The sequence below is a fragment of the Actinomadura rugatobispora genome (genome assembly GCF_055379765.1).
Genome location: NZ_AP029191.1, coordinates 5937598 through 5957656, shown reverse-complemented (window position 1 = coordinate 5957656; position 20059 = coordinate 5937598). Strand labels below are relative to the sequence as shown.

The window sequence follows — 20059 nt, the reverse complement described above, 5'->3', positions numbered from 1 at the left end:
CTGGCGGAACGTTCCCGCGTCGGCGCTGGTCAGGTGACCGTCGAGACGGTCTGCAGCACCAGCTGCGGGGCCGCGCTGAGCACGATCGCGCCGGCGGCGGTGGCGGCGATCGCGGCCCGCACGGCCGGGCCCGCGTCCGCCGCGGGGGCCCCGCCGGGACGGTCCGCGGGCGCGGCGAACAGGCTCGCGGCCCAGGTCAGGTAGTAGTAGAGCCCGATCACCGTGTTGACCGCCATGACGACGGCCAGCCACGTCACTCCGCCGGCGACGGTGGCGCGGAAGACGACCACCTTGGCGAACAGCCCCATCACACCCGGCGGCAGCCCGGCCAGGCAGATCAGGAAGAACGCGAGCGCCGCGGCGGACGCGGGGCTGCTGCGGGCCAGGCCGCGGAAGTCGTCCAGGGTGACCCAGCGGCCCCGGCCCGCGGACCGCCGGTGGACGGCGACGACGACGGCGAACGCGCCCAGGTTCATGACGGCGTACAGCGCGACGTAGGCGGTGGTCGCGGCGACCGCCTCGGGGAGCCGGCGGGCGCCGACCGCCAGCGGGGCGATCATGTAGCCGGACTGGGCGATCGACGACCAGGCCAGCAGCCGGATCGCGGTCCGCTGGCGCAGCGCCAGCAGGTTGCCCAGGGTCATGGTGAGCGCCGCCAGCACGGCGACCAGCGGCCCCCAGACGTGCCCGTAGGCGGGGAAGCCCAGCGCCAGCACGATCGCCAGCCCGGCGAACCCGGCGGCCTTGGACACCACCGACAGGAACGCCGCGACCGGCAGCGGCGCGCCCTGGTAGACGTCCGGAGCCCAGAAGTGGAACGGGACGGCGGCGACCTTGAACCCGAATCCGGCCAGGACCAGCACCACGCCGACGGAGGCGACCGGGTCGAGGTGGGCGGGCAGCCGCTCCAGGGCGGGCGCGATCCGGTCCAGGTGCATGGCGCCGGTCGCGCCGTACACCAGGCTGATCCCGAACAGCATGATCGCGGCGGAGACCACCGACACCAGGAACAGCTTGAGCGCGGCCTCGGAGGCGGCGCCGTCGTAGCGGCGCAGCGCGACCAGCGCGAACACCGGCAGCGACAGCGTCTCCAGCGCCACCACCAGCAGGATCAGGTCGCGGGCGGCGACCAGGGTCAGCGCGCCGATGATCGCGGCCAGCAGCAGGAAGTGGTACTCGCCGGCGGGCATCCGGGACGCGGTGATCTCGCGCAGCGACAGCAGCACGACGACCAGCGCGGCGGCCAGCACGATCCCCTGGAACAGCAGCGTGAAGTCGTCGGCGACGTACGAGCAGGACGGCGGGCCGTTCCCGCGCAGGTCGCCGGTCAGGCAGAAGGTGGCGCGGCGGTCGCCGGCGGCCAGCGCCGCGACCGCGCCCAGCGCGATCGCGAGCGCCGCTCCGCACAGCGGTCCGAGCAGGCGGCGCGGGACGTCGAAGGCGTCGGCGAGCAGCAGCCCGACCGCGGCCACCGCCAGGATCAGCGGCGGCGCGATCGCCGCGTAGTCGATGCCCTGGATCATGCCGATCGCCCTTCCCGAGGCTCGCGCGGGTGCGTGGTGCGCATGGTCAGCCGCCTCCCAGGAGTGCGCGGACCGGGGCGGTGGTCACGTCCAGCAGCGTCTTGGGCCACAGGCCGACCAGCAGGGTGAGCGCGATCAGCGGGGTCCAGGCGGCGTACTCGTACGGGGAGATCGCGGCGACCGCGGCCCGTCCCCGGCCGCCTTCCGCCGGACGGCCATGGGTGATCTTGGCAAGCAGGCGCAGGAAGTACGCGGCGGTCAGCACCGCGCCGAGCGCGGCCACGGCCATGAACGTCACGAACGTCTCGCGGGGCAGCCCGGCGGCCGGACGGTACGCGCCGATCAGCGCCAGCATCTCGCCCCAGAACCCGGCGAGCCCCGGCAGCCCCAGGCTCGCCACGCACGCGAAGGTGAGGAAGGCGGCCAGGCGCGGCGCGGCCGCCAGCATGCCGCCGCCCAGGGCGTCCAGGTCGCCCGTCCCGTACCGGTCCTTGATCGCGCCCGCCAGGAAGAACAGCAGCCCGGTGATGAGGCCGTGCGCGATGTTGCCGAACAGCGCCGCGTTGACGCCGACCGGGGTGAGGGTGGCGATGCCCAGCAGCACGAAGCCCATGTGCCCGACGGACGAGTACGCGATCATCCGTTTGAGGTCGCGCTGGGCCAGGCAGGCCAGCGACCCGTACACGATCCCGGCGACCGCGAGCAGCCCCAGCCACGGCGCCCAGAACTCGGCGCCGTCCGGCGCGGCGGGCAGCGCGACGCGGACCAGGCCGTAGGTGCCCATCTTCAGCAGCACCCCGGCCAGCAGCACCGACCCGACCGTCGGGGCCTCGGTGTGGGCGTCGGGCAGCCAGGTGTGCAGCGGCCACATCGGCGCCTTGACCGCGAACCCCAGCCCCATCAGGAGGAACGCGGTGATCTGGACGCCGCGGGCGACGCCGTTGCCGTGCCGCGCGGCCAGCTCGGTCATGTCGAGGGTGCCTGCGTTCACCGCGACCAGCAGCATCCCGGCCAGCAGCAGCCCGGAGCCGAGCAGCGTGTACAGGATGAACTTGTACGCGGCGGCGCGGCCGCCCGGCCCGCCCCAGCGCGCGATCACCACGTACATCGGGATCAGCACGACCTCGAAGAACACGAAGAACAGCACCATGTCGAGGGCGACGAAGGTGCCGATCAGGCCGACCTCCAGGAGCAGCAGCAGCGCGGTGAGCAGCCGGGCCGCGCCCCCCGCCGGCGGGTGCTTGGTGAGGTGGACGAAGCACAGGAACGTCAGCAGCGCGGTCAGCACGACCAGCGGCAGCGAGATCCCGTCGACGCCGAGGTGGAAGCGCAGCCCGATCGCGGGCGCCCAGGCCCGGTCGACCTCCAGCTGCATCCGCGAGGTGGCGCCGAAGTCGAACGCGCCGACCGCCCACAGCGCGACCAGCAGCACGGCCCCGGACACGCCGAGCCCGTACCGGCGGACGGCGGTGTCGCCGCGCAGGAAGCGTTCGGCGGGCAGCAGCAGGAGCAGCGCCCCGGCGAGCGGGATCGCCGTCATCAGCACGAGGGTCATAGGAAGATCACCACTCCGGCCGTGATGACGACGATGCCGGCGAGGAGGCCGGTGAGGTAGAGCTGCGGGTTGCCGTTCTGCGGCAGGCGCAGCGGGCCGGCCAGCCGGCGCGCGCCGCGCGCGGCGCCGACGACGAAGGTGTCCAGCCCGCGGCCGTCGAACGCCGCGACGCGCCAGGCCAGTGCCCGCACGGGACGGACGATCGTGAACGCGTACGCCTCGTCCACGAAGAAGCCGCGGGCGAAGAGGGTGCGCACGGGCCTGCCCAGCACCCGCACGGGATCGAGGGCCGGGTCCTTGTTCCAGACGAGGAACGCGGCCGCGCCCCCCGCCGCCGCGAACAGCAGGGCCAGCAGCGCGGCCCCCACGTGGGGGCGCAGCTCGGGGGAGCCGAGACCGAAGAAGCCGAGGATCGCGGACGGGACGGCGAGCGCCGCGACCGGCCACGCCATCAGCTTCGGCGCCTCCCGGAGCTCGTAGGCGCCGCGCGGCTCCCCGAAGAAGGTCATCAGCCAGGCCCGCATCGCGTACGCGGCGGTCAGCGCCACCGTCACCAGCAGCCCGAGGTAGACCGTCCAGGCCACGGCGCCCGGGAGGTGCGGCGGCGCGGCCCCGGCGGCGGCGCCGGTCGCCAGCTCGCCGCCGTGCAGGGCCGTGTGCTGGGCCGCCTCGATGACGGCGTCCTTGCTGAACCAGCCGCTGGTGGGCGGCACCCCGACCAGCGCCGCCAGCCCGACCGTCATCGACCAGAACGTGATCGGCATGCCCTGCCGCAGCCCGCCGTAGTCGCGCAGCATGGTCGACCCCGCGACCAGGATCACGCACCCGGCCGCCAGGAACAGCAGCGCCTTGAACGCGCCGTGCGTGAGCAGGTGGAAGACCGCCGCGGTGTTCCCGCCCACCGCCAGCCCGGCCGCCATCACCGCGAGCTGGCTGATCGTGGAGTACGCCAGCACCCGTTTGAGGTCGTCCTGGGCCAGCGCGGCCAGCGCCGACCCCGCCATCGACACGACCGCCAGCAGGCCGAGCACGGTCAGGGCGGCGGGGGCGGCCAGGAACACCCCGTACAGGCGGGCGACGACGAAGATCCCGGCGGCGACCATGGTGGCCGCGTGGATCAGCGCGCTGATCGGCGTCGGGCCCGCCATCGCGTCCGGCAGCCAGGTGTGCAGCGGGAACTGGGCGCTCTTGCCCGCCACCCCGGCGAGCAGCAGCAGCGCCGCGGCGGTGACGGTGGCGTCCGGCATCGCCGGGATCCGGGCCAGGACGCCCTCGACGGTGAACGTCCCGGCGCCCAGGCCCAGCACGATGATGCCCAGCAGGAAGCCGACGTCGCCGAGCCGCGTGACGAGGAACGCCTTGACCGCCGCCCGCGAGTTGGCCCGGTCCTCCCAGTGGTGGCCGATCAGGAAGTACGAGCAGGCGCCCATGACCTCCCAGCCGACGTACAGGAAGATCAGGTCGCCCGCGTACACCACCAGCAGCATCGCGGCGGTGAACAGCGACACGAACGCCGCGTAGGAGGAGTAGCGCGGGTCCTTGGCCATGTACGCGACCGAGTAGAGCTGGACGGCCAGCGCCACGCAGCACACCATGAGGCCGACGACCGCCGCGAGACCGTCCACCAGCAGGCCGACCTCGATCGGGACGGTGCCGGTCGGGATCAGCGTGAGCGTGCCGGTGCGGGCGCCCGGCTCGCGCCAGACGCCGAACGCGACGATCGCCGCGAGCACGGTGGCGAGGGCGACCGGCGCGCACGCGATCAGCGCGGGGCCGTTGCGCAGCGGGGAGCGCTCGGCGGCGCGCGCCGCGTCCCGCCACTCCTCCTCGGGCACGCGCGGCCCGCCGCCGGGCACGGGCTCGACGCCGGGCACGGGCTCGACGCCGGGCACGGGCTCGGGTGACGTGGCGGGCTCGGGTGTCGTGCCGGGCTGGGTGCCGCGGGCGCGCAGCAGGCGGGAGAGCAGCGGGCCGAACAGCATCCCGGCGAACGCCGCCGCGAACGGCAGCAGGATCACCAGCGAGGCGAGCGCGATCACGAGGCGCCCCCCTCGGGACGCGCGGCCACCGCGTCGGGCGTGCCGGACGTGCCGGACGCGTCCGGTGCGCCGGGGGCCGGTTCGGGACGCTCCGGCGCCTCCAGGCCCTCCTCGGCGAGGGCGCGCAGCCGGTCGACCTCGATCGTCCGGCGGTTGCGGAACACCAGCAGCACGATCGCCAGCCCCAGGCCGACCTCCGCCGCCGCGATCACGATCGTGAACAGGGTCAGGACCTGCCCGCCGTGCAGCTGGTCGCGCAGCCACACGTCGAACGCGACCAGGTTGAGGTTCACCGCGTTCAGCATCAGCTCGACCGACATCAGGACGAGGATGGCGTTGCGGCGGGCCAGCACGCCGTACACGCCGACGGAGAACAGCAGCGCGGACACCACCGTCGGGTACGCGAGATGCATCAGCGCTCGCCCTCCGGGCCGTCGGGCGCGGCGGTCCCCTGCTCGGCGTCCTCGCCGTCGGGGGCGCCGGGGCCGATGTCGGAGCGCGACAGCACGATCGCGCCGACCAGCGAGGCCAGCAGCAGCACCGACAGCACCTCGAACGGCAGCACCCACGTCCGGAACACGCCCGCGCCCAGCGACTCCGCCGACCCGCCGCCCGCCTCCAGCGGCGTGTACGCGTCGCGGAAGCCCATCACCATCACCGTGACCAGGACGGCGGCGGTCGCCAGGGCCACCGCCAGCGCCGCCCAGCGGTTCCCCGAGTCGAGCTCGTCCGACCGGCCGATCGGCGCCCGGGTCAGCATGATCCCGAAGAGCAGCAGCACGACCACCGCGCCCACGTAGATCAGCACCTGCACCCAGGCGACGAACTCCGCGGTGAGCACCAGGTAGCCGCCGGCCAGCGCCCCGAACGAGACCACCAGCCACAGCGCCGCGTGGACGAGCTGCCGCGTCGTCACCACCAGGACGCCGGAGCCGACGGTCACCACGCCGAGCAGCGAGAAGACGATCTCCGGGCCCGTCATGCGGGCCCTCCCCGGGCACCGCGGGCGCCCCGGCGCGCCTCGGCCTTCTCCGCGGCCGCCAGCTCCTTGGGCGGCTCGGCGCCGGGATCGTGCGGCTGCGGCGGCGGCACCGTCCACATCCACTCGCGCAGCCGCTCCTTCTCGTGGGTGAGCTCGCCGATGTCGTACTCGGCGTACTCGAACTCCGGCGACCAGAACAGCGCGTCGAACGGGCAGACCTCGATGCAGATGCCGCAGTACATGCACAGCGCGAAGTCGATCGCGAACCGGTCCAGCACGTTGCGGGTGCGGGGCCGGCCGCCGCCCTCGGCGGGCAGCGTCTCCTTGTGCGAGTCGATGTAGATGCACCAGTCGGGACACTCGCGAGCGCACAGCATGCACACCGTGCAGTTCTCCTCGAACAGTGCGATCACCCCCCGGCTGCGCGGGGGCAGATCCGGCTGCACCTCCGGGTACTGTCGCGTGATGGAGCGTCGTGTCATCGTGCGCAACGTGACCGCCAGCCCCTTGGCCAGTCCGCCTCCTGGTAGCCGTCCCACGGGTCACCATGATTCCGTACTAATGGCCGTGGGGGAACGCGGCGGCGGCCGCGTTCGTCAGACCAGACGTGACCGGCCGGTCCGAACGCTCGCCCAACCGTGAGGAGGGGACGTGAACCACAACGTGGACGGCCCTTTCGACAAGGATCCCGAGCCTGGCGAACCTCCGCGCCGGCCACCGCACCAGCAGCCCGGCCACTCCGCCGGCCTTCCGCCCGGCCGCCCCCCGACTCCCCCGCCCGGCCGTCCGTCGGGTCCTCCGCCCGGTTACTCCGCGGGCCCCCCGACCGGGCCGTTCAGGCGCCCGCCGCACACCCATCCCGGTGCCGGTCCCGGACGGCCCCCGAACGTCCCCGGCTGGCGGCGGCCTCCATTCCCCGGCCCCCCGGTTCCGCCGATGCCGCCCGGTCCCCCTGGCCCGCCCGTCCCGCCGGCCGCGATGCCCTTCACGCCGGGCGTGCCGCGCGGAATCCTGTGGTCGCTGGTGCCGCTCCTGACCTTCGGCTACGGCACCCCGTTCTCCTTCCTGTACGCGGCGATGCGGCACCACTCGGCCAGCCTGGGCGCGACCGCCGCCGGATACGGCGTCATCCTGTCGGCCACCCTCGTGCTGCCGTTCATGGGCGACGCCCTCTTCACCGCGATGAGCGTCATCATGATGCTGATGCTGTGGCTGGGCGGCACGGCGCACGCGTTCGCGGTACGGCCGACGGTGTTCCCGCGCACCGCCCCGCACAGCCGGCGCAACGAGCACGCCGTCAAGCTCGCCCAGTACCGGCGGACGCTGCGGGAGGAGGCCCGGACGCTGGCCTCCGACGATCCGGCGCTGGCGCACGAGCTGCGGATCGGCCGCCCCGACCTGCCGCGCGGCTACGACGACGGCGGGCTGATCGACGTCAACCACGCCCCGCCGCAGACCCTCGCGCTGCTGCCCGGCCTCAGCGAGGAGATCGTCGAACGCATCGTGCGGCACCGCGACGAGCACGGCGGCTTCATCTCGGCCGAGGAGCTCGCCGTCGACACCGACCTGCCGCCCGCCCTCGTCCCCCAGCTGGCCGAGTACGCGATCTTCCTGCCCTGACCGCCGGCGGTCAGCCGGCGGTGGCGACCCTGATGACCCCGGTGAGGGCCAGCTGCGCCAGCGACAGCGGCACCAGCCACGACCACGCGAGCTTCTGCAGCTGGTCCTCGCGCAGGCGCGGGTAACTGACCCGCAGCCAGATCACCACGAACGCGAGCGCGGCCGTCTTCAGCAGCGTCCACAGCCAGCCCAGCTCGGTGTCCAGGAACGGGCCGTTCCAGCCGCCCAGGAACAGCACCGAGGTCAGCGCGCACAGCACCACGATCCCGGCGTACTCGGCCAGGATGAACAGCGCGAACCGCAGCCCGCCGTACTCCGTGTACGGGCCGAAGATGATCTCCGAGTCGGCCACCGGCATGTCGAACGGCGGGCGGCGCAGCTCGGCCAGCCCCGCCACGAAGAACACCACCGCGCCGACCGCCTGCCAGGGCAGCCACCACCAGCGCCACTCCTCGACGATCCCGGTCAGCGACAGCGTCCCCGCCGCCATCGCGACCGACGAGGCCGCGAACACCATCGGCAGCTCGTACGACATCAGCTGCGCCGCGACCCGCATCCCGCCCAGCAGCGAGTACTTGTTGGCGCTGGCCCAGCCCGCCATGATCGCGCCGATCACGCCGACGCCCATGACCGCCAGCGCGAAGAACAGCCCGACGCCCAGGTCGAGCGCCACCTGGCCGCCCGGCCCGACCGGGATCACGATCAGCACCAGCAGGTACGGGACCAGCGCCACCGCCGGGGCCAGCTTGAAGACGCGGCGGTCTGCGGCGCGCGGGACCACGTCCTCCTTCTGCGCGAACTTCACCCCGTCCGCGACCAGCTGCGCCCACCCGTGGAACGCGCCCGCGTACATCGGGCCGAGCCGCCCCTGCATGTGCGCCATGACCTTGTGCTCGGCCTGCCCCACCAGCAGCGGCAGCACCGCGAACGCGGCGGCGACCAGCGCCAGCTTGACGACGATCTCAAGCATTCGGTCCCCAGTCATCGGGCACGCCCGGCGGGCGGACGCGGCGGCGGCTGGGCGCCCCGCCGCCCGACTCGCCGGGCTCCTTCGCGCCCGGCCACGCCTTGGCGACCCGGGCGGCCAGCACGAACTCCTTGCGCAGCGGATGACCCTCGAAACCGTCCGGCAGCAGCAGCGGCTTGAGGCCGGGATGGCCCTCGAAGACCACCCCGAACATCTCGAAGGTCTCCCGCTCGTGCCAGTTCGCGCCCCGGTAGACGCCGGTCGCGCTCGGCAGCACCGGCTCGGCGCGCGGCACCCGGGTACGGATCAGCAGGTGGTGGCGCTCCTCCAGCGAGTAGACGTGCGCGACCACCGCGAAGCCCTCGTCGAGCTCGTCCACGCCGGTCAGCCAGTCGAAGAAGCCGCAGGACAGCTCGTCGCGGGCGAAGGCGAGCGCCTCCAGCCACAGGTCGGGCGGGACGCCGACGGCGAGGCCGCCGGTGGTCTCCTCGCTGGACACCTCGTCGGCGAAACGCTCCCGCCAAGCCGCCTCCAGGCGGGCGGCCGCTCCTTCGCTCACGGGCCGGTCCGTCCGATCTCGTCGTCGTGCTCGTCGTCGGCCAGGCCGGGGATGATCGAGGGGTCGTGGTCGGCGGAGCGCGGCCTGCGCCGCCGCCGCGCGGCGCCGCCCGCCGGAGGCCGGGCCTCGATGTCCGGCCGCGTTCCGCCGTCCTGCTCCGTCCCGTCGTCCCGGGCCGTCGCTTCGGCGGGCGGGGGTTCGGGGACGGGCTCGACGGGGACGGTCGCGTCGCCCGGAGCGGCGGGAGGAGGCTCGTCGACGGGGGTCACCGGCTGGGTCACGTGCGACGGGCCGCCCGAACGCCGCTCGTAGCCGGTCTCGGCCTCGGCGGGAACGGCGGTAGGAGGCTCGTCGACCGGGGCGACCGGCTGGGTCACGTGCGAGGGGTCGCCCGAACGCTGCTCGTAGTCGGTCTCGGGCTCGGCGGGCGCGGTGTCGTCCGGGACGGGGGTGAGCCCGAGGGTCGGGATGTCGTCCTGGGACGGCGGAGGCGGGGGCGGGGGCTGCAACGGCTTGCGCAGCACCGTGGCCGATAGCGGACGGGGCGGCGGGGCCGGCGTGACAGGCTCTCCGCCCCCGTTGTACCGCTCGCCCAGCGACTCGCCCGCGATCTTCTCCTGGAGGCGGACGATGCCGTGCAGCAGCGCCTCCGGGCGGGGCGGGCAGCCGGGCACGTACACGTCCACCGGGACGATCTGGTCGACGCCCTTGGTGACGCAGTAGGAGTCCCAGTACGGCCCGCCACAGTTGGAGCAGGCCCCGAAGGAGATCACGTATTTGGGCTCGGGCATCTGCTCGTACAGCCGCCGCACGGCCGGGGCCATCTTGTCGCTGACCGTCCCGGAGACGATCATCAGGTCGGCCTGCCGCGGGCCCGGCGCGAACGGGATGACCCCGAGCCGGATGAAGTCGTGCCGGCTCATCGAGGTGGCGATGAACTCGATCGCGCAGCACGCCAGGCCGAAGTTGAAGACCCAGAGGGAGTAGCGGCGGCCCCAGTTCAGGACGAACTTGACCGGCTTGGGCGCCAGCCGGGACAGCGGGCCGACGGTGGGCGGGGGCAGGTCCACAGTGCTCATGGCCTCGCTCCGCTCACGTTCATCGGCCGGTTTCCCCTGGTGCTCACATCTGCATTCTTACAGCCCGTGCCCGGTATGCCAGGGTCTCAGACCCACGACAGGACGCCCTTCTTCCCCGCGTACAGCAGCCCGGTGGCGAGGAAGCCCAGGAAGAGGAACATCTCGCCGAGGGTCGTCATCCCGTAGCCGGGCGCCGCGAAGACCGTGGCCCAGGGGAAGAGGAACACCGCGTCGACGGCGAAGACGACGTACAGGTAGGCGAACACGTAGTAGCGCACGTAGGACTGCGCCCATCCGTGGCCGACCGGGTCGACGCCGCATTCGTAGGTGGTGAGCTTCTCGGCGGTGGGACGGTGGGGGCGCAGCATGCGGTTGGCGGCCAGTCCTCCGGCCACGATCGCGCCGCCGACCAGGACCAATGCGACAACGGCCGCGTAGCCGTGAAAGTAGTCGCCCATGTCCGCCTCCCAGAAACCTCCGGCGCCGGAGTCAAGTATCCCCGAGATCACGAAATCGTACGTGCCGCATCCGTTACGAATCCGCACGAACTCAGTGTCGGTCTTTGCTGTCACACTAGATAAGCATTGGGGGCAGTTGGCCTGGAAGGACGTGACCGGATGAGCAACCCTCCGCCACCGGGATGGGAACCCCCGGGAGGATCGTCGTGGCCGCCACCTCCACCTGCGGGTCCGGGCGGACCCGGCGGACCGGGCAACCCAGGCGTCCCAGGTGGCGTGCCGGGCGGACCGGGCAATCCGGGAGGTCCAGGTGTTCCGGGTGGGCCGGGTGCTCCGGGCGGTCCCGGGACCCCGCCGCCCTTCTATCCGCCGCCGCCGGGAGCGCCGATGGGCCCGCCCGGCCCCGGCATGGGGATGGGCATGGCGCCGCCGCCCAAGCGCGGCGGCAGCGGCGCGCTCATCGCGATCCTCCTCGGCGGCGGGCTGGTCGTGGTGCTGCTGATCGTCGTCGTGGTGGTCGTGGTGGTGGCCTCCGGCGGCAAGTCCCCTGAGGAGCGGCTGACCGCCGCGGCCAACTCGCTGACCACGGCGCGCTCGCTGAAGCTCAAGGGCAGCTTCAGCGCCGGTTCCGACAGCCTGCAGGGCGAGCTGACGGTGACCCGGGGCGGGCGCGCCGGCGGCCAGGTCTCCTGGGGCGGCACCAGCCTGACGCTGCTGTCGGCCGACCAGAAGCTGTACGTGAAGGCGCCCAAGAGCTACTGGCAGTCCAAGGTGACCACGCCGTCGTCCGACCGGTTCCTCAAGGACGGCGAGCAGTGGGGCCGGATCGACAGCAGCGACCTGAGCCTTGACATCAACCGCGAGCTCACGCCCTCGGCGCTGGCGAGCGACCTGCGGCAGGCGATCCGGTCCACCCTCCGGGAGACCGAGACGACCGTCCAGGGCCGCAAGGCCATCAAGCTGTCCAGCCTGCTGACCAGCTTCTACCTGAGCGACGACGACCAGTCCGAGCTGCTGCGGTACGAGACCACCGGCTCGCCGCGGGTCTCGGCGGACGTCACCGTCCAGTCCACCGCGGCCAGCTCCGCGTCGATCGGCCAGCTGCGCGGGTTCATGGGCGAGCTCACCGACTCCTTCGACACCAGTGCCGTGGCGCGCAACCGCGACAAGCCGGAGTTCGTGTCGTGCAACCGCGGCGGCGAGCCGTGCACCGTGCGGGTGAAGGTGTGGAGCCCGCTGAGCGGCTCCTCCTCCGTCCTCATCAGGGTCAACTTCCGGCTGACCTCCGAGCAGGGCGGCGGACGCGTGTACGGGGAGTGCGAGTCGAGCGGCACCGTGACGGGCGTCTCGGACGTCTCCGTCCAGTGCACGATCTCCGGCGGCGACTGGGCGAAGCACGGGAAGAACGCGCGCCGCGTGTGGGTGGCGGCGACCCCGGTGGCGATCGCCGCGACCTCGGGCGACGTCCAGACCATGCAGCGCAACCTCGACTCCGAGTAAGGCGGGGCGGGTCCGGGCGACGGCGCCCGGCCGCCCCCGATGAGTGCTGAGAGTGCCGGACGATGCGCGGTCCCGCTGCGCGATCACGCATCGTCCGGCACTCTATGTCTGTGATGCCGGTTGCCTGCAGAATGAGCGCCGAGTGAGCGTTGAACATGGGGGGCCGCCGTTCGCGAGCCCTCAGCCTCCCTCCGACCCGCCGCCGATGGACCCGCTTCCCGCACGTCCGGTGCCGGGCGGGCCCATGCCGGGCGGGCCTGCGCCGGGCGGTTCCGTGCCGCCCGGCTCCCTTCCGCCGGGGGCGATGCCTCCCGGGGCGATGCCGCCGGGGCCGGTGCCGCCCCGGTCGATGCCGCCCGTGCCGCCGCCCTCGCCGGGCAAGGGCGGCAGATCCCCCTCGCGCAAGCTGCTCATCGTGGCCGGGGCGGCGGTGGCGCTCACCGCCGCCGTCGTGACGTTCGGGGTGCTGGCCACCGGGGAGGACGAGACCGCGAAGCCGCGCACCTCCGCCAGGCCCGCCCCCGCCGCCTGGACCCAGGAGGCGGGACGGCAGCTCAACGCCCTGCCCGGGCTCCGGTACGACGGGACGGTCACCGCCAACGGCCGCCCCGTCCAGGTGATGCTGAAGGTGACCCCGTCCGGCCTCGCCACCGGGACCCTGACCGCCGGTGCCGTACGGGCCGACCTGGTCGCCGTCGACGGCGCCACCTACGTCAGGGGAAGCTCGACCTTCTGGCGCACCTACAGCGGCGAGGCCGCGCGCGCCACCTCCTTCGCGGGCCGCTGGGCCAAGCTCCCGTCGACGTTCCCGAGCCTCAGCGCCGTACGCGGCGTCCTGTCGCCGCAGTCGATCGCGGGCGCGCTGGGCAAGGCGCCCGCCACCCCGCCGACCGAGAACGTCGGCGCCACCCCCGCCTACCGGGTGAAGACCGCGAAGGCCGACTACCTCTTGGCCGTGTCCGCGCCGCACCGGCTGCTCCAGGTGCAGACGGCGGGGCAGGGCGACCCGCGGTTCACCGCCGCGCCGCTGGCCAACCCGGCGCTGGCGTTCACCGAGATGCGGCCGCGGGTGGCCGCGCTGGGCGGCGCCGCCGACCCGGCACTGCGCTTCCAGCCCGGCAGGCCGACGTTCGTCAACTGCAACGACAACATGGACGGCTGCACGCTGAACGTCTCCGCCACCCTCACCCTCCCGACCGGGTCGGTGCCCTCGGGGGCGCGCGCCGCGCTGCGGGCGTCGATCACGGCGGACGGCATGACGCTGGGGGCCTGCACCGGATCCGAGGCCGTCCCGGCGAGCCGCCAGGTGACGCTGCGCTGCAAGGTCAGCTCGCGCGGATGGCGCGCCTGGATGCGGCGGGCGCGGGACGTGCCCGGGCCGCACCCGTACGAGGCGCACGCCCGCGTGCTCGGCGAGGCCGTGCCGGTGTCGGACGTGGCGCGGCTGCTCGGGCTGGTCGACAGCGAGCGGGCCGAGCACGGCGTCCGGCCCGGAACGGGGACCCCGGGGACCTCGGGAGCCCCATCGGCCCCATCGGCCCCGGCGTCCCCGACCGCGTCCCCGTGACGTGAACAGGGCCGCGGGCCTGCGGCAACGTGCGGCGGGCCCGCGGCGGCGGCGCGCCGCTCCGCGCACCCGGTCCGGCGCCCGCGCGGACCCGGGGCCGGTTGGAGCGAGCCATTTTCGCCCTGTCTATAGTGCGGGACGTGAACTCCGTGCCACTGGGGGGCCACGGCTCCCCGACCGAACCTCCGCGGCTCGTGCGGCGACTTCATGTCGACCTGTGCCGCCTGGCCAGCTGCCTGTGTTCCGGGTGAACCCGGGGACCCGATAGGTCGTACCACCGGTAAAGGACCTGCCCGAATCCGGCCGAGCCGCATGATCTTCGTCGCCGAAGTGATAGCAACGGTGTCACGGGGTCGCGACTCCCTGGAAGAGGGATGTCACATGACGGGCGGAACGGCGTCCGTGCCTGCCGATCGGTCGGCCGGCACGGGACGACGGGTGTCCAGGAGCCGACGGGGAACGGCGCGCCGCCCACGGGCGCGCGGCCGTCCGGAGGCCGCCTCACCCTGGTCGCCCCGGGCCATGCCCTGGCCACCCGCCCCCCGAGAAGAGCAGTCCGTCCCGGACATACCATGAAGGTAAGCCTAAGTAGCATCACGATCCTGGGTGCCTCCCCCAGGGCGGGTGCTGCGTGTCGAGGAGGTCTTCCTCTGTGACCAAACAGGTCCAGCGACTCGACCGCGTCATCATCCGTTTCGCCGGGGACTCCGGTGACGGCATGCAGCTGACCGGTGACCGCTTCACCCAGGAGACGGCCGCGTTCGGCAACGACTTGTCGACGCTGCCGAACTTCCCGGCCGAGATCCGCGCCCCGGCCGGCACCCTGCCCGGGGTGTCCAGCTTCCAGCTGCACTTCGCCGACCACGACATCCTCACCCCAGGCGACGCGCCCAACGTCCTGGTCGCGATGAACCCCGCCGCGCTCAAGGCCAACCTGGCCGACCTGCCCCGCGGCGCCGACCTCATCGTCAACACCGACGAGTTCACCAAACGCAACCTGGCCAAGGTCGGCTACGCCGCCGACCCCGTCGAGGACGGCTCCCTGGAGGAGTACCGCGTCCACGCCCTCCCCCTGACCTCGATGACGGTGGGCGCGCTGGCCGACTTCGAGATCACCAAGAAGGACGCCGAGCGCGCCAAGAACATGTTCGCCCTCGGCCTGCTGTCCTGGCTCTACCACCGGCCGACCGAGGGGACCCTGGCGTTCCTGGAACGCAAGTTCGGCCGCAAACCCGAGATCATGAAGGCCAACATCGCCGCGTTCCAGGCCGGCTGGTCCTACGGCGAGACCACCGAGGCGTTCTCGGTCCAGTACGAGATCAAGCCCGCCGAGCACGCCCCCGGCCTGTACCGCAACATCACCGGCAACACCGCCCTGTCCTACGGCCTGGTCGCCGCCGGCCGCCAATCAGGCCTCAACATCTACCTGGGCTCCTACCCGATCACCCCGGCCTCCGACATCCTGCACGAGCTGTCCAAGCACAAGGCGTTCGGGGTGCGGACCTTCCAGGCCGAGGACGAGATCGCCGCGGTCGGCGCCGCGCTGGGCGCCTCCTTCGGCGGATCACTGGGCGTGACCACCACCTCCGGCCCCGGCATCGCGCTCAAGAGCGAGACCATCGGACTGGGCGTGGCCACCGAACTCCCGCTGCTGGTCATCGACGTCCAGCGCGCCGGGCCCTCCACCGGCCTGCCCACCAAGACCGAGCAGGCCGACCTGCTCCAGGCCATGCACGGCCGCAACGGCGAGGCCCCCGTCCCCGTCATCGCACCCCAATCCCCCTCCGACTGCTTCGACGCCGCACTGGAAGCCGCCCGGATCGCGGTCAAGTACCGCACCCCCGTCATCCTGCTCTCGGACGGCTACCTGGCCAACGGGTCCGAACCGTGGAAGCTGCCCGATGTGGCGGATCTGCCGGTGATCGAGCCGGGGTTCGCCGAGGCCGGGCAGGAGGACTTCCAGCCCTTCCGCCGCGACCCCCAGACGCTCGCCCGCCCGTGGGCGATCCCGGGCACGCCCGGGCTGGAGCACCGGATCGGGGGGCTGGAGAAGGCCGACGGGACCGGGAACATCTCCTACGACCCGGCCAACCACGACACCATGGTCCGGCTGCGCCAGGCCAAGGTCGACGGCATCGCCGGCGACATCGCCCCCCTGCACGTCGACGACCCCGACGGGGCGGCGCGGGTGCTGGTACTGGGCTGGGGCGGCACCTACGGCGCCATCTCCGCCGGCGTCCGCCGCGTCCGCCGCGCCGGACTCCAGGTCGCCCAGGCGCACCTGCGCCACCTCAACCCCTTCCCCGCCAACACCGAACAGGTGCTGCGCTCCTACGACAAGGTGATCGTGCCCGAGATCAACCTCGGCCAGCTCGCGCTGCTGCTGCGCGGCCGGTACCTGATCGATGTGATCGGCTACAACCAGGTCCGCGGCCTGCCCTTCAAGGCCGAGGAACTGGAGAGCGTCATCCGGGATGTGATCGACAGTGAGTGACAACACCATGAACCGAACCAACGGGGCCAACGGCAACGGCGCGAACGGGGCGAACGGGCGGTCGGCGCTGTCGCTGGTGCCCAAGACCGACACCCCGCAGAAGATGAAGGACTTCAAGACCGACCAGGAAGTGCGCTGGTGCCCGGGCTGCGGCGACTACGCCATCCTGGCCGCCGTCCAGTCCTTCCTGCCCGAACTCGGCCTGCGCCGCGAGAACATCACCTTCGTCTCGGGCATCGGCTGCTCCTCCCGCTTCCCGTACTACATGAACACCTACGGGTTCCACTCCATCCACGGACGCGCCCCCGCCATCGCCACCGGCCTGGCCACCTCCCGCCCCGACCTGTCGGTCTGGGTCATCACCGGCGACGGCGACGCCCTGTCCATCGGCGGCAACCACCTCATCCACGCCCTGCGCCGCAACGTCAACCTCAAGATCCTGCTGTTCAACAACCGCATCTACGGCCTCACCAAGGGCCAGTACTCCCCCACCTCAGAGGTGGGCAAGGTCACCAAGTCCACGCCGATGGGATCCCTGGACGCCCCCTTCAACCCGATCTCCCTGGCCATCGGCGCCGAGGGCACCTTCGTCGCCCGCACCATCGATTCCGACCGCAAGCACCTGCAGTCGGTCCTGCGCGCCGCCGCCCAGCACCGCGGCACCGCCCTGGTCGAGATCTACCAGAACTGCAACATCTTCAACGACGGCGCCTTCGACCCCCTCAAGGACCCCGACGTCCGCGACGACATCACGGTGCGGTTGGAACACGGCGAACCCATCACCTTCGGCGCCGACCGCACCAAAGCCCTGCGCCGCACCCCCTCAGGGTCCTTCGAGGTCGTGAACGTCGCCGACGTCGACCCCGGCGAAGTCGTGGTCCACGACGCCCACAACCCCGACCCCTCCCAGGCGTTCGCACTGTCCCGGCTGGACTCCCCCGCCTTCGAGCACACCCCCATCGGGATCTTCCGCGACATCGACCGCCCCTCCTACGACGAACTCCTGCGCGACCAGATCGACGAAGCCGTCGACACCCACGGCGAAGGCGACCTGGCCGCCCTGCTCAGCAGCGGCGACACCTGGCGCATCGACTAGGCGCCGGACGCGTACGCGGCGGCCCGGGCCCTTCGGGGTCCGGGCCGCCGCGCGTTTCGGTTCCGAGGTGAACGGAGCGGGCCCCTTCCGCGTCCTGACAGACTGAGGAATCATGCTGCCGGGAGGTGACGATGCGGGTCGTTCCGCGCCGCAGGAAAGACCGCGGGAGTCCACGGGACACCGCGCCCGCGGGAGCTCCGGGCCGGGGCACCGTGACGACCGCGGAGCCGCCCGGCGGCGGCACCAGGACGCTGGAGCTCGGCCCTCCGCCGAGCGAGGAGATCGTCCGGCGCCGGGCCCGCGCGGCCGAGCGGCAGCGCGCCGCGACCGAGCTCAAGCGCAGCCGGGCCGCGCGGCGCCGGGGTAGCGCCCGCCATGACCGCGCGGTGCGCGAGCACCGTTCGTCGCTGCTGGTGATGGTCGTCCTGCTGGGGCTGCTGATCGCGACGGTCGTGGTGAGCGGCGGGCTGATCGCCGCGTCGATGCGCACCCGGCCGGTGGATCTGGCCGCGCCGCTGCACATCTACCCGGTCACGCAGACCGTCCCGGGGCAGTGCCCCGCGGGGACGCAGGGCATCACCGGGCAGTCGTCGTCCGGGCTGGCCTGCTACCAGCTGAGCCAGGGCATCGCGATCCGGAAGGTCGCCGACCTGCGCGTGCAGCGGGTTCGCGACCGCGGCGCCTACGACGTGGCGGTGACGCTCCGGGCCAACGACCGGCGCGCGTTCGCCACCCTCACCCGCGCCACGCTGAACCGCGATCTGGCGTTCGTCGTCCGGGACCGCCTGGTCACGGTGCCGCGCGTGGACAGCCCGATCCTGGACGGCAAGGTGGTCATCACGGGCTCGTCCAACCGGGCGGAGGCCAACCGGCTGGTCCGCAGCCTCCGCGGCCGCTGACGGCGCGTGGAGGTCGCCGAGGAGGGACCGCTGTCCGGCCGGGTCGCGGTCGTGACCGGGGTCAGCCGCCGGGCCGGGATCGGTTTCGCGATCGCCCGCGGCCTGCTCGCCGCCGGTGCCCGCGTGCTGGTGCAGTCGTGGGCGCCGCACGACGATGAGCAGCCCTGGGGCGCCGACCCGGACGGGGTCGAGGGGGTGCTGGAGGCGCTGGGCGGCACCGGGCCGCGGCTGGACCACATCGCCGCCGACTTCGCCGACCCCGAGGCGCCACGCCGGGTCGTCGACCGGGCGGTGGAAACCTTCGGCGCCGTGGACGTGCTGGTCGCCAACCACGCCCGGTCCAAGCTCGGCGGGCTCGACGAGGTCACCGCCGAGGAACTGGACCTGAGCTGGGCGGTGAACGCCCGCGCGGACGTGCTGCTGGTGCAGGCGTACGCGGCCGTGCGCGACGACGCTCGGCCCGGCGGGCGGATCGTGCTGTTCACCTCCGGGCAGCACTTGGGCCCGATGAGCGGCGAACTCCCGTACGCGATCAGCAAGGGGGCGGTCCACCAGATGACGCTGAGCCTGTCCGACGCTCTCGCCGACCGCGGCATCACCGTCAACGCGGTCAACCCGGGCCCGGTGGACACCGGCTGGGCCGGCGGCGAGGTGGCCGAGAGCGTCAGGCGGGCGCTGCCGGCGGGCCGGTGGGGCACCCCGGACGACGTCGCGCGGCTGGTCCGCTGGCTGGCCTCCGACGACAGCGCGTGGATCACCGGGCAGGTCATCAACTCCGAGGGCGGGTTCCGCCGCTCGGCGATGTAGCCGCGACCGCGTTGCAGGCGATCAGGTGGGCGGGAGGGTCTCGCCCTGGGCGGCCTGGATCTCCAGTTCCACCCGCAGGCTCTCCCCGACGGCGTTGACGCCGGCTTCGACGATCTGGCTGTAGCGGATGCCGAACTCGGCGCGGCGGAGTTCGGCGGTGGCGCGGAACGCGGCGCGGACGCCGCCCCACGGGTCGGGGCCGGTGCCGAGGTAGGTCAGGTCGAGGTCGACCGGGCGGGTGTGGCCGTTCATGCTGAGGCGGCCGTGGACGGTCCAGCGGTCGGGGCCGAGCGCGGTCAGGCCCTCGCCCTCGTACTCGATCACCGGGTGCACGTCGACGTTCAGGAAGTCGGCCGAGCGCAGGTGGTCGTCGCGCATCTTGTTGCCGGTGTCGATGGACGCGGCGTCGATGCGGGCGGTCACCCGGGACCGCTCCACCTCGGCGGCGATCTCGATCCGGCCCTCGAAGGCGCCGAACCGGCCGCGCACGCTGGACAGCCCGAGGTGCTGCGCGACCGCGGTGACGCTGGAGTGGACCGGGTCGATCGTCCACGGTCCGGGCGGGGGCAGCGCGGCGCCGCCCGCGCGGGCCAGCGTCAGCGCGCCCAGGTCGGCGGTGCCCGAGCTCGGCACGATGAGCGTGGACGCGGCGGGCTGGTAGCCCATGGCGGTCACGATCGCGGTGTAGGTGCCGGCGGGGAGGGGGTCGCCGGCGAAGCGGCCGTCCTCGCCCGCCTGGATCCTGGCGGCCTGGCGTCCGGCCAGGTCGGTCACGGTGACGATGGCGTGCCGCACGGCCCAGCCGTCCCTGGTCCGCACCGTGCCGCGCAGGCCGCGCGCGTCGTCCATCAGTTCTCGTCTCCCGGTGTCACTGTCGTGGTCGTGCTGGTTCGTCCGGCCCGGGCGGGCGCTCG

The 20059-nt window shown here is 73.2% G+C and carries 19 protein-coding genes and 1 pseudogene; 8 read left to right on the top strand and 12 right to left on the bottom strand.

The features are described 5' to 3' along the window. Positions 1–29 precede the first annotated feature (29 nt). The 6 genes and pseudogenes from ACZ466_RS26655 to ACZ466_RS26630 all read right to left on the bottom strand — a co-directional run bounded on the left by ACZ466_RS26655 (position 30) and on the right by ACZ466_RS26630 (position 6581). Positions 30–1523, bottom strand: a complete 1494-nt coding sequence (locus ACZ466_RS26655) for an NADH-quinone oxidoreductase subunit N (RefSeq protein ID WP_378291975.1) — start codon at positions 1521–1523, stop codon at positions 30–32. A gap of 46 nt (positions 1524–1569) precedes the next feature. Continuing rightward, positions 1570–3078, bottom strand: a complete 1509-nt coding sequence (locus tag ACZ466_RS26650; RefSeq protein ID WP_378291977.1) for a complex I subunit 4 family protein — start codon at positions 3076–3078, stop codon at positions 1570–1572. Next, positions 3075–5117 carry an NADH-quinone oxidoreductase subunit L gene (locus ACZ466_RS26645; protein ID WP_378291979.1) on the bottom strand — a complete coding sequence of 681 codons (2043 nt, stop codon included), beginning with the start codon at positions 5115–5117 and terminating at the stop codon, positions 3075–3077. The genes ACZ466_RS26650 and ACZ466_RS26645 overlap by 4 nt, the downstream gene beginning before the upstream one ends. 131 nt (positions 5118–5248) lie before the next feature. Next, positions 5249–5530 (bottom strand): annotated as a pseudogene (gene nuoK, locus ACZ466_RS26640) (NADH-quinone oxidoreductase subunit NuoK); the annotation flags it as partial. Continuing rightward, positions 5530–6099, bottom strand: coding sequence for an NADH-quinone oxidoreductase subunit J family protein (locus ACZ466_RS26635; protein WP_378291981.1), 570 nt, complete (start codon positions 6097–6099; stop codon positions 5530–5532). The gene ACZ466_RS26635 and the pseudogene nuoK, both read right to left, overlap by 1 nt. Beyond that, positions 6096–6581, bottom strand: a complete 486-nt coding sequence (locus tag ACZ466_RS26630; protein WP_464043979.1) for a 4Fe-4S binding protein — start codon at positions 6579–6581, stop codon at positions 6096–6098. Before ACZ466_RS26630 ends, ACZ466_RS26635 begins: the two co-directional genes overlap by 4 nt. A gap of 496 nt (positions 6582–7077) precedes the next feature. Between ACZ466_RS26630 and ACZ466_RS26625 the strand changes: the two genes are divergently transcribed. Further along, entirely contained in the window at positions 7078–7719 is a 642-nt protein-coding gene (locus ACZ466_RS26625) for a ComEA family DNA-binding protein (RefSeq protein ID WP_378291985.1), read from the top strand. Positions 7720–7729: 10 nt separating this feature from the next. Here the strand turns inward: ACZ466_RS26625 and nuoH are convergent, their stop codons facing one another. From nuoH to ACZ466_RS26605, 4 genes are all read right to left on the bottom strand, one after another. Continuing rightward, on the bottom strand, positions 7730–8689 hold the full coding sequence (gene nuoH / locus ACZ466_RS26620) for an NADH-quinone oxidoreductase subunit NuoH (RefSeq protein ID WP_378291987.1): 960 nt from the start codon (positions 8687–8689) through the stop codon (positions 7730–7732). Continuing rightward, complete coding sequence (locus ACZ466_RS26615; protein ID WP_378291989.1) at positions 8682–9245, bottom strand: NADH-quinone oxidoreductase subunit C; 564 nt, start codon at positions 9243–9245, stop codon at positions 8682–8684. The genes nuoH and ACZ466_RS26615 overlap by 8 nt, the downstream gene beginning before the upstream one ends. After that, on the bottom strand, positions 9242–10324 hold the full coding sequence (locus ACZ466_RS26610) for an NADH-quinone oxidoreductase subunit B (RefSeq protein WP_464043978.1): 1083 nt from the start codon (positions 10322–10324) through the stop codon (positions 9242–9244). The genes ACZ466_RS26615 and ACZ466_RS26610 overlap by 4 nt, the downstream gene beginning before the upstream one ends. Positions 10325–10410: 86 nt before the next feature. Further along, on the bottom strand, positions 10411–10782 hold the full coding sequence (locus ACZ466_RS26605; RefSeq protein ID WP_378291991.1) for an NADH-quinone oxidoreductase subunit A: 372 nt from the start codon (positions 10780–10782) through the stop codon (positions 10411–10413). Between the two features lie 387 nt (positions 10783–11169). On the opposite strand from ACZ466_RS26605, the gene ACZ466_RS26600 reads away from it, so the two are divergent. Next, positions 11170–12282 (top strand): hypothetical protein, encoded by a 1113-nt coding sequence (locus tag ACZ466_RS26600; RefSeq protein ID WP_378291993.1) that lies wholly within the window; start codon positions 11170–11172, stop codon positions 12280–12282. Between the two features lie 180 nt (positions 12283–12462). Here the strand turns inward: ACZ466_RS26600 and ACZ466_RS26595 are convergent, their stop codons facing one another. After that, on the bottom strand, positions 12463–12687 hold the full coding sequence (locus tag ACZ466_RS26595) for a hypothetical protein (protein WP_378291995.1): 225 nt from the start codon (positions 12685–12687) through the stop codon (positions 12463–12465). A gap of 10 nt (positions 12688–12697) precedes the next feature. On the opposite strand from ACZ466_RS26595, the gene ACZ466_RS26590 reads away from it, so the two are divergent. From ACZ466_RS26590 to ACZ466_RS26565, 6 genes are all read left to right on the top strand, one after another. Further along, positions 12698–13849 (top strand): LolA-like protein, encoded by a 1152-nt coding sequence (locus ACZ466_RS26590; protein WP_378291997.1) that lies wholly within the window; start codon positions 12698–12700, stop codon positions 13847–13849. A 29-nt stretch (positions 13850–13878) separates the two neighbouring features. Beyond that, positions 13879–14100 (top strand): putative leader peptide, encoded by a 222-nt coding sequence (locus tag ACZ466_RS26585; RefSeq protein WP_464043977.1) that lies wholly within the window; start codon positions 13879–13881, stop codon positions 14098–14100. Between the two features lie 401 nt (positions 14101–14501). Next, positions 14502–16343, top strand: a complete 1842-nt coding sequence (locus ACZ466_RS26580) for a 2-oxoacid:acceptor oxidoreductase subunit alpha (protein WP_464043976.1) — start codon at positions 14502–14504, stop codon at positions 16341–16343. Positions 16344–16350: 7 nt separating this feature from the next. After that, positions 16351–17439: a 2-oxoacid:ferredoxin oxidoreductase subunit beta gene (locus tag ACZ466_RS26575; protein ID WP_464043975.1), complete on the top strand. Its 1089-nt coding sequence runs from the start codon at positions 16351–16353 to the stop codon at positions 17437–17439. Positions 17440–17651: 212 nt separating this feature from the next. Further along, complete coding sequence (locus ACZ466_RS26570; RefSeq protein WP_378288160.1) at positions 17652–18338, top strand: SecDF P1 head subdomain-containing protein; 687 nt, start codon at positions 17652–17654, stop codon at positions 18336–18338. A gap of 6 nt (positions 18339–18344) precedes the next feature. After that, the gene (locus tag ACZ466_RS26565; RefSeq protein ID WP_378288159.1) at positions 18345–19145 is read left to right on the top strand and encodes an SDR family oxidoreductase; all 801 of its coding nucleotides are present in this window, start codon (positions 18345–18347) and stop codon (positions 19143–19145) included. Positions 19146–19166: 21 nt separating this feature from the next. Here the strand turns inward: ACZ466_RS26565 and ACZ466_RS26560 are convergent, their stop codons facing one another. Next, on the bottom strand, positions 19167–19994 hold the full coding sequence (locus tag ACZ466_RS26560) for a YceI family protein (RefSeq protein WP_378288158.1): 828 nt from the start codon (positions 19992–19994) through the stop codon (positions 19167–19169). Positions 19995–20059: the final 65 nt, after the last annotated feature.

Excerpts from the sequence above, each read along its gene's own strand:
- ACZ466_RS26655 (WP_378291975.1), bottom strand. The coding sequence starts at position 1,523 with ATGATCCAGGGCATCGACTACGCGGCGATCGCGCCGCCGCTGATCCTG.
- ACZ466_RS26650 (WP_378291977.1), bottom strand. The coding sequence starts at position 3,078 with ATGACCCTCGTGCTGATGACGGCGATCCCGCTCGCCGGGGCGCTGCTC.
- ACZ466_RS26635 (WP_378291981.1), bottom strand. The coding sequence starts at position 6,099 with ATGACGGGCCCGGAGATCGTCTTCTCGCTGCTCGGCGTGGTGACCGTC.
- ACZ466_RS26630 (WP_464043979.1), bottom strand. The coding sequence starts at position 6,581 with ATGACACGACGCTCCATCACGCGACAGTACCCGGAGGTGCAGCCGGAT.
- ACZ466_RS26625 (WP_378291985.1), top strand. The coding sequence starts at position 7,078 with ATGCCCTTCACGCCGGGCGTGCCGCGCGGAATCCTGTGGTCGCTGGTG.
- nuoH (WP_378291987.1), bottom strand. The coding sequence starts at position 8,689 with ATGCTTGAGATCGTCGTCAAGCTGGCGCTGGTCGCCGCCGCGTTCGCG.
- ACZ466_RS26610 (WP_464043978.1), bottom strand. The coding sequence starts at position 10,324 with ATGAGCACTGTGGACCTGCCCCCGCCCACCGTCGGCCCGCTGTCCCGG.
- ACZ466_RS26605 (WP_378291991.1), bottom strand. The coding sequence starts at position 10,782 with ATGGGCGACTACTTTCACGGCTACGCGGCCGTTGTCGCATTGGTCCTG.
- ACZ466_RS26600 (WP_378291993.1), top strand. The coding sequence starts at position 11,170 with ATGGGCCCGCCCGGCCCCGGCATGGGGATGGGCATGGCGCCGCCGCCC.
- ACZ466_RS26575 (WP_464043975.1), top strand. The coding sequence starts at position 16,351 with ATGAACCGAACCAACGGGGCCAACGGCAACGGCGCGAACGGGGCGAAC.
- ACZ466_RS26560 (WP_378288158.1), bottom strand. The coding sequence starts at position 19,994 with ATGGACGACGCGCGCGGCCTGCGCGGCACGGTGCGGACCAGGGACGGC.